10 protein-coding genes and 1 tRNA gene are annotated in these 12941 nt (G+C 34.3%); 4 read left to right on the top strand and 7 right to left on the bottom strand.

The window, feature by feature from the left end; all coding sequences use genetic code 11:
• Positions 1-63 precede the first annotated feature (63 nt).
• Both ACJJVP_RS04030 and ACJJVP_RS04025 read right to left on the bottom strand, forming a co-directional pair.
• A complete protein-coding gene (locus tag ACJJVP_RS04030) occupies positions 64-1395 on the bottom strand; it encodes an HTTM domain-containing protein (protein ID WP_405410956.1) in 1332 nt (443 codons plus the stop codon).
• A gap of 2 nt (positions 1396-1397) precedes the next feature.
• The gene (locus ACJJVP_RS04025; protein ID WP_405410955.1) at positions 1398-2324 is read right to left on the bottom strand and encodes a bifunctional riboflavin kinase/FAD synthetase; all 927 of its coding nucleotides are present in this window, start codon (positions 2322-2324) and stop codon (positions 1398-1400) included.
• A gap of 54 nt (positions 2325-2378) precedes the next feature.
• On the opposite strand from ACJJVP_RS04025, the gene ACJJVP_RS04020 reads away from it, so the two are divergent.
• Together ACJJVP_RS04020 and ACJJVP_RS04015 are read left to right on the top strand one after the other, a co-directional pair.
• Complete coding sequence (locus tag ACJJVP_RS04020) at positions 2379-6143, top strand: reprolysin-like metallopeptidase (protein ID WP_405410954.1); 3765 nt, start codon at positions 2379-2381, stop codon at positions 6141-6143.
• The gene (locus ACJJVP_RS04015) at positions 6140-6826 is read left to right on the top strand and encodes a hypothetical protein (RefSeq protein WP_405410953.1); all 687 of its coding nucleotides are present in this window, start codon (positions 6140-6142) and stop codon (positions 6824-6826) included. Before ACJJVP_RS04020 ends, ACJJVP_RS04015 begins: the two co-directional genes overlap by 4 nt.
• Here the strand turns inward: ACJJVP_RS04015 and pth are convergent.
• The 3 genes from pth to ACJJVP_RS04000 form a co-directional block, all read right to left on the bottom strand.
• On the bottom strand, positions 6823-7452 hold the full coding sequence (gene pth / locus ACJJVP_RS04010) for an aminoacyl-tRNA hydrolase (protein WP_405410951.1): 630 nt from the start codon (positions 7450-7452) through the stop codon (positions 6823-6825). The two genes, ACJJVP_RS04015 and pth, sit on opposite strands and share 4 nt — an antisense overlap.
• Before the next feature lie 86 nt (positions 7453-7538).
• Positions 7539-8168 (bottom strand): 50S ribosomal protein L25/general stress protein Ctc, encoded by a 630-nt coding sequence (locus ACJJVP_RS04005; RefSeq protein WP_405410950.1) that lies wholly within the window; start codon positions 8166-8168, stop codon positions 7539-7541.
• 40 nt (positions 8169-8208) lie between these two features.
• The gene (locus tag ACJJVP_RS04000) at positions 8209-9150 is read right to left on the bottom strand and encodes a ribose-phosphate pyrophosphokinase (RefSeq protein WP_405410947.1); all 942 of its coding nucleotides are present in this window, start codon (positions 9148-9150) and stop codon (positions 8209-8211) included.
• 191 nt (positions 9151-9341) lie between these two features.
• Here ACJJVP_RS04000 and ACJJVP_RS03995 point away from each other — a divergent pair.
• Together ACJJVP_RS03995 and ACJJVP_RS03990 are read left to right on the top strand one after the other, a co-directional pair.
• Positions 9342-9421: transfer RNA gene (locus ACJJVP_RS03995), tRNA-Leu, on the top strand.
• 202 nt (positions 9422-9623) lie between these two features.
• Entirely contained in the window at positions 9624-10436 is an 813-nt protein-coding gene (locus ACJJVP_RS03990; protein ID WP_405410946.1) for a hypothetical protein, read from the top strand.
• Between the two features lie 10 nt (positions 10437-10446).
• Here ACJJVP_RS03990 and ACJJVP_RS03985 read toward each other — a convergent pair whose 3' ends face one another.
• Positions 10447-11493, bottom strand: a complete 1047-nt coding sequence (locus tag ACJJVP_RS03985) for a DNA cytosine methyltransferase (protein ID WP_405410944.1) — start codon at positions 11491-11493, stop codon at positions 10447-10449.
• 110 nt (positions 11494-11603) lie between these two features.
• Positions 11604-12938: a phospholipase D-like domain-containing protein gene (locus ACJJVP_RS03980; protein ID WP_405410942.1), complete on the bottom strand. Its 1335-nt coding sequence runs from the start codon at positions 12936-12938 to the stop codon at positions 11604-11606.
• Between the last annotated feature and the right edge of the window lie 3 nt (positions 12939-12941).

Below are 12941 nucleotides of genomic sequence, written 5' to 3'. Positions count from 1 at the left end.
ACTGCAAATTTACGTTAATCTTATATTTATAGCAGGTACTTTTGAGGACTAAACACGTATTGCCTAGTTTTTAGAGTTCCCGAAGTTGGAGGGAAGAATCCAGTCGTGATGTTTTGTTTGATACCAAGTCTCTGCCGCCAAATCAGTTTTTGCATCAATAAAGGGGACAAAAGGTTTGCGATTGATACTTATTCTTGAGTTTTCTAGATAGACAGAAACGTTTCTATCGTCTTTCTTGAACTCCTTTTTTAAGTATTGGGCAAACTGCCAGGCAAAATCCGGGTAGGCAAATATTTTGCGTTCTTGACCTCTAGATACATAATCTTTAGGTTTTATGATGAACTCTTCTTTAGTGTCTTTGTCAACTACTTTAAATCTGCCTTTGCCCTGTCTGTTACGTAACATCATTCGCCAGCTCATTCTATGACCCTCTTCGGTCCAAAGTACATTGTCTTCAATAGAATGATGTCGAACAGGTAATAAAATCTGAACTATAAAATAGATGCCTGCCACAAGTAGCAATGCATTTTTATAATTAGGTGTTTTATCGTAAGTCGACGTAAAGACCGGTTTAGTTTTAAAGAATATTTTACGGATTGTTTCCGGTTTAAAAAAGAAAACACTGAAAGCTATCGATAGGTAGGGAAAAATACCGATTTGAAAGACAATAGAATTAAATAGATGAAAGAATAGTGAAATAAAGAATGCTACTTTTCTTGTAGGTTTCCAAAGTAATGCAGGTACAATAAGTAAATCAAACAAAATACCCACGGTACCAATAATACTGTGTACCCATGGTTGCTGTAAAATTTCACCTATTAACCAATACTTTTTTTTGGATCTCATTAAACCTTCTATAGTGCTAAAGTCTAACCAATCGCCATACATTTTGGCGATTGAGGCATATACATAAACAATAAACAGTTGAAGTATTACAATCCATTTTATATATGCATACATTGAATTGCTCTCTAAACTCGGGTTTACTTTAACATCACAAGACCTACTTCTTTCTGCAGGAAAGAAACACATGATCGTCGATATTAAGATCAACAAATAATAGTGATTATTGTAGGCTGTTTTCTGCATCAAATAGGTTGCAGTCCATAATAATGTAAACGATATGATGCTTGTACGATATTTAAATCCAACAGCTATAAAAAGCCCTAATAAGCCCATAAGAGCAAAGTAAAAATACATGCCAAAACCAGGTAATGGCTGTAGAAATTCAAAATCTATAAAAGGAAATTTAAATTTTGGCTCTATCAAATTTCTTTTGACCCAACCTGTAGCGATCGCACCAAAACACTCTAGGGAGACGAGTATGCCAAAAAAAACACGAAAAATAATTAATGGGCTATTATCGATTCGTTGAAATAATAACCTATTGAGCATAATTATTCTTTAATATAGTGAAGTGACTTTTCTTTGTCCTTGGCTAATTGAGCTTTTAAAGCATCAATAGATTCAAATTTATGCTCATCTCTTAAACGAGCCAAAATATTAACTTGAATTTTTAATTCATATAAATCGTTGTTAAAATCAAAAAAATTGATTTCTATAGTTTTTTCAGTACCGTTTACGGTTGGGTTGAAACCTATATTCATCATTCCATAAACAGTGACACCTTGTAAAACACTTTTAACGATATAGGCTCCATTTTTAGGTATAAGCTTATAATCCTCGGCAATAGAAAGATTTGCTGTTGGGTAACCTAACTGTTTGCCAATACCTTTTCCTTTTATAATCGTGCCCGTAAGCATATATTCATAACCTAGATAACTATTGGCGGTTTCAATATCACCATCTTCTAATGCTTTTCTGATTTTTGTAGAACTTACAGATACATCGTCAATTTCTTGAGCAGGAATTTCATCTACCGAAAAATTATATGTATCACCAAATGTAATAAGGTCTGTAATATTCGCATTTCTGTTCCTCCCAAACCTATGGTCATAACCAATAATTACTTTTTTAATATTTAAGGTATTTACAAGAATATCACGTACAAACTCTGTTGCCGTAAGTCTAGAAAAGTCTTTAGTAAAAGGATGAATGATAAGAATATCAAGACCAAGTCTTTCTAAAATAGAAATTTTTTCTTCTATAGTATTCAACAGTTTTATGTTGGCATCTTTTTGCAGAACCATTCTTGGATGAGGAAAAAAAGTAAGAACCGATGACTTCAATTCTGTACTCTTGGCATGATTTATGATTTTATTAAGTATTTTCAGGTGACCTATATGTACACCATCAAAGGTTCCTATGGTAATGACCGTAGGATATTCTTCTTTGTACTTAGAAATGTTGCGGACTGTAATCACCTGTGATAGAAAATAAAAAGACTTATATTTGATTTTTGAGTTAAAAGCCTCTTAATGATTGCAAAATTACGCCTAGTTTTCTCAATTACCATAGTATTTCTATCCTTTTCCGGTATGGCTCAAACAACATATTGGAAAAATACTGAGCTAAAGGGGTCGGCAAAGCAATTTTCTAAACAACGCTTAAGAGTCGATAAAGGCAAGGCTTTTAAATTAAATCAAAAAGATTTTGTAGCTGCTCTTGCAGGTAATAATGACTCTAAAATAATATATTTTCCGACTGAAGAAGGTGATATGATTCCCTTTCTAGTAGAAGATGCCCATTTATTTTCTGAAGAACTTGCGGCAAAATATCCAACCATACAATCTTACAAGGGGATAGCTTTGAATGATCCTACTAGGCAGATTCGATTTAGTCTTTCTTCTAAAGGTATTCAAAGTACAATGAGTACATCAGGCGAAGATGGTGCTTTGTTTATGCAAAAATCATCAGAAGATACCTATGTATTATATAGGCGTACAGAACAAGACGAGCGTGATATAGATTTTCTGTGTAAAACCATACCAGAAGTACAAGATTATACACAGAACCATACAGCTAAGTTGGTGGATGATCAAACGCTTAGAAAATTTAGGGTTGCAATTTCAGCTTCAGGAGAATATACAGAATTTCATGGCGGTACCGTATTGGATGCACTTGCGGCAATTAATGCCTCTTTAACCAGAATAAATGCTGTTTTTGAGCGTGATCTTGCAATAACGCTTGAGCTTATAGCCAATACAGATTTAGTTATTTATACTGATCCAGATACTGATCCTTATACGGGTAGCTTAAGTTCTCAAGTTCAAAATACGCTTACTAGTGTTATCGGTGAAGCCAATTATGATATTGGTCATTTATTCAATCAACAAGATAATACGTTGGACGGTAATTCTGGTTTTATTGGTGCAGTATGTACAGATACTAGAAAAGGTAGTGGTTATAGTACTTTGTCGTCTCCATTGGGAGATGCATTTGATATTGACCTGGTAGCGCATGAAATGGGGCACCAGTTTGGAGCTAACCATACTTTTTCGCATACTTCTGAAGGTACCACAGTGCAGGTAGAACCAGCGAGTGGTACAACCATTATGGGTTATGCTGGTATTACAGGTGATAACAATGTAGCTTTAAATAGTGATGATTATTTTCATTATGTAAGTGTGGTACAAATTCGAGATTATTTAGAAACTGTTTCTTGTGGAGAGTCGGTAAGTCTTTCTAATGCGCCGCCAACTTTGACTCCGCTAGTAGATTATATCATTCCAAAAGGAACAGCTTTTGTACTTACTGGTAAAGCAGAAGATGTTGATGTAGATAATGTACTAAGTTATAATTGGGAGCAAATAGATAACGGTATTGTTACCCAAGCTACCTTCGGGCCTGATAATCCCGCAGGGGCGAATTTTAGATCGCTACCCTCTAAATTGGTTCCAGAACGGTATTTTCCAAATTTAAATAGGATTTTAAGTGGTGAACTTACTCAGACAGAGCCTTCTGTTGGAGATGATTGGGAAACAGTGTCTAGTGTTGGTCGCGATATGAGTTTTTCTCTGACGGTTAGAGATAATGCTTTGAACGGTGGTCAATCCGACTCAGACGAATTGACCGTTTCTGTTATCAACGATGCAGGACCATTTTTAGTCAGTTCTCAAACTGCTGAAGAAACTTATGAAGCCGGTACGGTACAGACCATTACGTGGGATGTTGCAAGTACTGATATTTCTCCTGTTAATACAGAGACTGTTTCTATATTTTTATCTACCAATCGAGGAATAACTTTTCCTATCACTTTATTGGAAAATACATTGAATGATGGAAGCGAGACCATAATTGTGCCAAATATAGCGACCAGTACAGGTAGAATTATGATAAAGGCAGATGACAATATCTTCTTTGCCGTCAATGAAGCAAATTTTGCAATTACGCCTTCAGAAATAGTTATGAATTTCGATCAAGTTATATTCGATATTTGTAAGCCAAACAATCTTAGCATACCTTTTACATATGAAACAAATTTAGGTTTTGATGAAGAGACCACATTTAGTGCTCTTGATTTGCCTGCGGGTTTAACAGCATTATTTACACCAACAACTGCAGATTCTACCGATACTCTGGTTACTGTTGATTTTGAAGGTTTTTCGACTTTAGATGTAGGTACTTACCCTGTACGTATTTTGGCTACTTCAAATTCTGTATCTAAAGAAATTACTCTGCAACTAAGGGTTTATGACGATAATTTTGAAGATGTTGTTTTAGTAGCTCCAATTGATGGATTTGAAAATGCTTCAACCGATGTGTTATTAGAGTGGGGTACATCTGTAGGTAATACACAATATGAAGTTGAAATTTCCGATGATGTTAATTTTACTAATATTATTGAATTAAGTGCGGTAAGCGGTAGTTCATATTCTCCTAATCTTTTAGATAATAATAGTACTTATTTTTGGCGGGTAAAACCTAAAAATGAATGTGGAGAAGGAAATTTTAGTGAAGTGTTCAGTTTCTCTACAGTACAGTTTAATTGTTCTATTAAAAGAGCTACAAATTTACCTATTGCAATTTCTAGTAGTGGAACGCCTGTAATTACTTCTAAAATAGTGTTTTTTGAAGATTTACCGTTAGCTGATATTAATGTTCAGTTAGATATTGAGCATACCTTTTTGGCAGATTTAATTATTACCTTGACATCTCCTTTAGGTACTACCGTTACTTTGGTTTCTAATTCTTGTGGAGATGCTAGTGATATAGATGCTACTTTTGATGATGATAGTCTGGTGTTTGATTGTTCTGTAAGTCCAGGAATAGGAGGTTCGGTAAAACCTTTGGGAAGTTTGAGCTCTTTCAACGGCGAATCAATCTTAGGGGAGTGGGTTTTAGAAGTTCGAGATAGTGCGCCGTCTGATGGTGGTAGTCTAGTTTCTTTTGCATTAGAAGCGTGTGTTGAAGGTGAATTTAGGCCAGATGCTGACAATGATGGTGTTTTCGATGATGGTGATGATCTTTGTTTGGATACTGCCGATGGTCAAGAGGTAGATGCTTCGGGCTGTGCCATATATCGTTTTCCGTCAGAGAATTTTGTTGTTACTTTAGAAAGTGAAACCTGTAGTAATAATGATGATGGCTCGTTATCCATCGTGCCGAAATTAACTTTAGATTATCAGGTTGTAGTTTCTGGTAATGGAGTTAATTTAACTCAAAATTTTTCTAATGTCTTTAACTTGGCAAATTTATCTTCAGGTTCATACTCTCTTTGTATTACTGGAACAGATGGACTTGTCTCTTATCAAGAGTATTGTGTAGAAGTGCAGATTACAGAGCCTTCACCTCTTAGCGTGACTTCTAAAATTGTTGATGATGGGTCTTTAATTACCCTTGAAATGACAGGTTCATCTTTTTATACTATAGAGTTGAACGGAGTGGCAATACAAACCGAGGAATCTACAATTGCACTTAGTTTAGAAAAAGGAGTTAATACTTTAAAGGTATTTACCGATATACCTTGCCAGGGCGTCTATGAAGAGCAGGTGGCTTATTATGATCAACCCATTGTATTTCCAAATCCGGTAAAAGACCTCGTTGAAGTTTATTTTAAAAATCAGCAAGAAGAGGTTGTAGTTAGTGTATTTAGTGCTGATGGACGTTTAGTTATGAATGTAACGGCTTTGCCAATTGGCGGAACAATTAGATTAGATTTGAGTTCTTTAGCTGCAGGAATTTATTATTTAAAGTATGTTGGTAATACAGTAAATGGAACTTCTAAAGTAATAAAGGAATGATGCGCTTTTTGATAATTATTATTTGTTTGATTATAACCGTTACCAGTTGTAAAAAGAAAAGTACTGCACAGTCACCCGAGGTGGTACAGTTGATATTTCCAGAAAAAAATTCTGAATGTACAACTGGTGTTGATATAAGTGATGAAAGTAGTAGGGTAGAGTTTACGTGGAATTTAGCAGATAATACCGAAACATATGAATTACGAGTAACAAATATAGCAACGGGTACCATACAGACTATTGTTTCTTCATCTAGCTCAGCAAGCTTGCCTTTGGCGAAAGGCGAGCAATTTTCGTGGTTTGTGCGTTCTAGAAATAGTGAAGTGGAACAAACCGTGTCAAGTGAAGAATGGTATTTTTATAATGCAGGGTCTAGAACCACATTTGCGCCTTTTCCTGCAACTATTGAAAGTCCGGCATCGTCTGATAATGTATTTAAAGATATTAACAATGAGGTCGAGCTATCTTGGACTGCGTCTGATTTAGATGATGATATCAACGGTTATGAGGTATATTTCTCTGTAGAAACACCTCCGATAGATTTAATACGTGAGGTTACGTCTTCTGTCACCAGTGTAAAAGTATCAGTCACTTCAGATACTGTTTATTACTGGAAGATTGTAGTAATAGATGAAGAAGGTAATAAGTCTGATTCGGGTATTTATACCTTTAAAGTTCTTTAAGAATTATTGAATTGATTCATAGTTCTTGCGATACCAGCTAACACAAATGAATTTATAATTTCTGTAGATTTTTTTAAACGTTCGGGCATTAGTGCTTTCTCTTCATCGTTCCATTGTCCTAAAACGTATTCTACCTGCCTACCTTTGCCGAAATCAGCTCCAACGCCAAATCTATACCTATTGTAAAGTATGGTCTGAAGAAACAGCTCTATATCCTTTAATCCGTTATGACCGCCATTACTTCCTTTTGTTTTTATTCGAATAGTTCCAAAAGGTAAATTGATATCATCGGTTATCACTAAAACATTGCTTTGAGGTATTTTTTCTTTATCCATCCAATATTTTAAAGCTTTACCACTGCGATTCATATAAGTAGATGGTTTAAGGCAAATAATTGTTCTGCCTTTAATTTTATATGATCCTATATCGCCAAGTTTAGCGGTTTCAAAAGTAAAGTCATTTACTTTGGCTACTTCGTCCAGTACTTTGAAACCTATATTATGACGGGTTTCTACATATTCTTCTCCTATGTTGCCAAGTCCAACTATTAAAAATTTCTTCATGGGGTCTTTCTCTTCTATAATTATGTTCTGTTTTGTAAAAAGAGGTTTTAAAAACTTGAACATTGGTAGTTTGATTTGAGGTGTAAAAATACAAAAGCATCCTGATACAATTATCAGGATGCTTTAATGTATAATTTAGACTTTTAAGACTATTCTTGAGCAGCTTCTTCAGATGCACCTTCTGCACCTTCAGCTCCTTCTTCACCTTCTTCATCTTCATCAACCACAACAGCGGTACGAGCAGTTTTAACTTGTACAACAACTTGACTTTCTGGATGTAAAATGGTGAAATCTTCACTCATCAATGATGCTACAGAAATATTTTGACCGATTTTCAATTTAGAAATATCGACGTTAAAGAAATCTGGTAATTTGCTTGGTAAAGCTTTAATTGAAAGTTTACGTTTTCTGAATAATAAACGTCCACCATTACGTACACCTGGAGAATTTCCTTCTAATGTTACAGGAATATTCATAGTAACCATTTTGTCATCGAATAATTGATAAAAATCAATATGGATGATGGCATCTGTTACAGGGTGAAACTGAATATCCTGCATAATAGCTTTAACCGAAGCTCCGCCATCTAATTCAATTGCAACTGTGTGTGCATTTGGAGTGTAAACCAAATCTCTGAACGCTAGTTCATCTGCTGAAAAGTGTAATGGTTTATCCCCTCCGTATACTACGCAAGGAACCTTTCCAGCATTACGTAGGGCTTTCGTTGCCTTTTTGCCCACGCTTTCTCTTTCTGATCCTTTAATTGTAATTGACTTCATTATATGTATTAAAAATTAATATTCTTGTTTTACTTCTAACTTACATTAAGAACTTAGAAGATATAGAGTTATTGTTATGTACCTTATCCATTACTTCTGCAAATAGGTTGGCACAGGTCAATACCCTTACTTTATTACTCTTAACTTCTACAGGTATAGAATCTGTAATAATCAATTCTGTCAGTTTAGAGTTTTCAATTTTTTCATATGCATCTCCTGATAGTAAACCGTGAGTGGTAATTGCTCGTACGCTAAGTGCACCACGTTCCATCATTAAGTCTGCAGCCTTTGTTAATGTTCCGGCAGTATCTACCATGTCATCAACAAGTACTACATTTTTACCTTTTACGTCACCTATCAATTCCATATGTGAAATTACATTGGCTTTAGCTCTTTGCTTGTAACAAACTACTACATCACTGTCTAGCGCTTTAGAATATGCGTAAGCTCTTTTAGAACCGCCCATATCTGGCGAAGCAATGGTAAGGTCTTTTAAACCTAAGCTTTTTAAGTATGGTAAAAATAACGTAGATGCAAATAGATGATCAACTGGTTTTTCAAAGAAACCTTGTATCTGATCTGCATGTAAGTCCATTGTAATAATTCTAGTCGCACCTGCTGTCTCCAGCATTTTGGCAACTAGTTTAGCTGCAATAGGTACTCTAGGTTTGTCTTTTCTGTCTTGTCTTGCCCAACCGAAATAAGGCATAACAGCAGTTATGTGACGTGCGGATGCTCTTTTTGCAGCGTCTATCATCAATAACATTTCCATTAAATTCTCAGGGCCAGGATGTGTAGAGCCAATTATGAAAATTCGCGTTCCACGAATGGATTCTTCAAAAGAAGGTTGGAACTCCCCATCACTATATCGGGAAAAAGATATTTTACCTAATTCCATACCGTAAGCCTTAGCAATTTTCTCGCCTAAGATTTCACTTTGTGTACAAGCAAATATTTTCGGTTGTGGAACTTGATATGGCATGTCTTTCTTGTTGTTTTTCAAACAGTTGCTTCAATAGTTAATTGGAGCGGTTGTTTTTAAAGAGGTGCAAATTTAAAAATTAAATTTGGTTGCTAATGCATAAATCTTATTATTTTTAGTGTTGGAAAGAAAATAATTATTTAGTTTTGCAATCCTGTTTTACAGGATGCCCTTTTATAACGGTAATATATGCTCGAGTGGCGGAACTGGTAGACGCGCTGGATTCAAAATCCAGTTCTTCGGAGTGCGGGTTCGATTCCCGCCTCGAGTACGAAATAAAACCCCAAGAATTTGAAAATCAAATTCTTGGGGTTTTTGTTTTGCCAAATTTTTGTGAAAGTATTTCAAATCGCTTTTTCGAATATTGGTATGTGTTATATTAGCGAATTATTATATCTTAAGAATATTTATTATTTAATAATGCTTTGAAGGCAATAAGATTCTTGTTGATGGTTGCACTATTGATCAGTTTTTTGAAAAAGTATGAAATATGGGTATTCTTGCTACTTGCACCTTTGTTGAATACGGTTATTACCTATGCTAGTAGTAAGGGATATATAGACTTTTTTCCGTATACGAACGGTCGCTTTTATGCACTGTTTTTTTTGTTATTATTTATAGTTAAAATAACAAAAGGAAATGAAGGTATAAAGTGCCTATTTAGACCTATGCGTAATTGGAGAGTTCACCCTAAGTGGTATGTGTTCAGTTTGTTATTCGCATTTACGATAGGTGTTTTGACCTTAGCGATTAAAGCTTTGTACCACGGCGATATGTCTTTTCTCTCTTTTGACTTATATATACCAACCTTAAAATTTACGCTGTTCTTATTGTCATGGGCATTTTTGGGTGAAGTAGTTTGGATCGGTTATGCGGTACGAGAACTATCTAAGATTATAAGTCCGTTTTACGCAAGTCAGATTATCGGTTTTGTATGGACATTATGGTGGTTGCCTTCAGTTTATATAAATGTGGGGGTTATTGAAGACCTTCCTGTATGGCCATTACTTGTTAACATGATGGGGGCGGCTGGTATGTGTACCATTGTTTATGCAAAAACTAAAAGTGGTTTATGTGTATTGATAATACAATCAATGCTTAATATGTCTCTCGTTTTGTTACCTATTTCACCAGATGCCGGTGATTATACCTATACTATTTTTGCAGTACTTTATTTTGTGATTATGTTAGGCTTCATGTACTTTATGCCTCCTAAGTTAAATTCAGATACGTTAAAGAACGAAAAGTCAAATGATTTGGATAAACTAATCGCTAGCGTAGAGTAATAAAGCTTAACTATACTATTACCTGATCAGCTTTTATTTTAAAAGATTTTTTTGGTTTTTGAATATCATTAATCTTTAATTGTTTCATTATGCTGCTAGCTAAATACTTTGCTAAATTAACAGGTACGGCATTGCCAATCATTTTATAACCTGCAGCTACTTTTTTATAATGAAAAACAAAATCATTCGGAAAGGTCTGTATTCTGGCACATTCTCTTACACTTAGTCTTCTATACAACTGTTCTTTTCCTGGTACAAAAACACGTACGTCTTTTTCTATCAGTTTCATTTTTGGTGCTTGCGGGTGTAATGGTGCGTGCCTGCCACCTGCTTGTATAGTAAAAGATTGTTCATCCCAATTTCGAACACGATTTCTAGACATAAACATAGTAGAAAATCCACCTATCATATATTCGTGATTTGGTATAATACATTTATCAGCATTAGTATTGTTGAATTCTAATGCAGGAATTGCTTTTTTGTCTAAATCACCTATGGCAGATTTTAGTGTAATTTTTGGAAAAGTCTCAATCGGAAATTCATATTTGAAATTTAAATCTTTTCTAATTCCGATGAAAAAAACTCTTTTTCTATCTTGAGGTACATTGTAATCAGCTGCATTCAGCATTTTAAACGAAAGGTCATAACCTATACCCGCATTTTTTAAAAGATTCTTAATGCCATCAAGTGCTTCGCTATGTTTGTTGATCAACATACCACTAACGTTTTCAGCTAGAAAGAACTTGGGTTGTTTGGCTTCTAGTATTCTAATGAAATCATAGAATAACTGACCTCTTTTATCTTGAATGCCTCTTGCTGCACCAGCAGCGCTCCAACTTTGGCATGGCGGACCACCAATGATTCCGTCACAATCAGGGACTTCATCTGCGGGAATATCTGCAATGCTTCTTTTATCGAATATAGTGTTAGGATGATTCTTTTCATACGTCTCCCAAATATCTTTGTCATACTCATTTGCCCAAATAACATTGAAGCCAGCTTGTTCAAAACCAAGGTCTAGACCGCCTGCTCCAGCAAAAAAGGATACTATATTCATTTTCTTATGCTATTCTTTTAATATTGTTTTTTTGAAAGACTTATCGAAAAGCAAACCACATTGATACAAAAATACATTTTAGAATTTCAAATCACTTTTAATTTGTCAACCTATTTTATTTGTATGGTTTCTTTTTTGTTTTTAATGCCCGCAATATTTTTTTCAAATGCTGTGATTGTATTTTGATCTTTAATAACCACATGCATGCCTACTTCGCAATGTATACCGTTATAACTAATGTCAGGCATGTTTTTAAATCGAGAAATATTTACATTATCTAGATAAATAAATTGGGTGGGAGTAAAATTAAAAGAACAGTAAATTAGTGTATTATCTATAAGTATATATTTCGAATGTATGTATTCGTTAACGAAATACTCAATATTATTGGTAACCATAATTTGCTTGTAAAATTTTTGGAAATTAGTGGTGTTGACGGGTCTTCTGAATTTAGTTTTTTTAAATTTATTTTCATCTTCTAAAAGAGGTGTAAATGTCTGGGATAAACAGGTGACATTTATACTTTTTTTTGCCATTTCTAACACAGCACCTAAGATACCTTTTCGTGTTTCATTTTTTGTCATGACCGAATGGTGCTTAGCGTTAAATTGATAGTTGAAAGCTGCTAAATGTTGTGCGCAAATAATGATTCTTTCTTTAGCAGATTGAATATATTCGGTAAGAGTTTTTTCTGTAATGTGAGCAGAATTGTTATAGAATGGAGCGGTAATGCCAATAAACATTGATTTCTTAAACACTATTTTTTTATACAAATTACAAGTAGTGTTCAATAATTTATTGTAATCTTTTATGTGAATTGAATTATTTATTAAATCAAAATAGAAACTTTTTACAATCTTCTCATAACCTTGTTCATCTTCAATACTGATCATTGATTCATGTTTTACTAAATCTCTAACAGCTAGATTAGATGAACTCAATAGTAAGGTATATCCGTTTGTCTTTTTAATGTACGCTGATTTAATATGTAAAGAATAGGGTAGGGATCCCCTTGAAAATTTATTGATATAACTACTTCGAACATATAAATGAGGAAAAATATAAAGGTTAAAATTTGGATGTGATGTTGAGTGGTACATCTCTCTAAAAATTTTTCGAGCCAAATCATATTTTGTAACTTTTGCTATATTGATTTCTCCTGTAGTAAGGTTCTCTAGAGGTTGAGGTTTTGTATGGTCATACCCTTCAAGAGGAATGGTAATTACATTTATTAGAATGCCTGTTTTTGAGATTTCCTTTAGATAATCATGTACGTATTTATTGTTGTAGAGGTACCAAGAAATGTTAATTTCCTCAATATCATCTTTTTGATGTTCTATACTTTCAATAAATTTTTTAAGTAAAAATGGAGAGCCGCCTTGCTCATAAAAATTGAATTTATTTTTATAGAGGTCGGGTTCATCAAAGTATGAATTAAAGGGCATATT

It is taken from the genome of Maribacter sp. Asnod1-A12 (assembly GCF_045063735.1).
Taxonomy (GTDB): Bacteria; Bacteroidota; Bacteroidia; order Flavobacteriales; family Flavobacteriaceae; genus Maribacter.
This window is presented reverse-complemented; position numbering and strand designations above follow the sequence as displayed.

Bases quoted from the DNA above. Each gene is read 5' to 3' on its own strand.
- ACJJVP_RS03980 (WP_405410942.1), bottom strand. From the start codon at position 12,938: ATGCCCTTTAATTCATACTTTGATGAACCCGACCTCTATAAAAATAAA.
- ACJJVP_RS04015 (WP_405410953.1), top strand. From the start codon at position 6,140: ATGATGCGCTTTTTGATAATTATTATTTGTTTGATTATAACCGTTACC.
- ACJJVP_RS03985 (WP_405410944.1), bottom strand. From the start codon at position 11,493: ATGAATATAGTATCCTTTTTTGCTGGAGCAGGCGGTCTAGACCTTGGT.
- ACJJVP_RS04030 (WP_405410956.1), bottom strand. From the start codon at position 1,395: ATGCTCAATAGGTTATTATTTCAACGAATCGATAATAGCCCATTAATT.
- ACJJVP_RS04005 (WP_405410950.1), bottom strand. From the start codon at position 8,168: ATGAAGTCAATTACAATTAAAGGATCAGAAAGAGAAAGCGTGGGCAAA.
- ACJJVP_RS04020 (WP_405410954.1), top strand. From the start codon at position 2,379: ATGATTGCAAAATTACGCCTAGTTTTCTCAATTACCATAGTATTTCTA.
- pth (WP_405410951.1), bottom strand. From the start codon at position 7,452: ATGTTCAAGTTTTTAAAACCTCTTTTTACAAAACAGAACATAATTATA.
- ACJJVP_RS04000 (WP_405410947.1), bottom strand. From the start codon at position 9,150: ATGCCATATCAAGTTCCACAACCGAAAATATTTGCTTGTACACAAAGT.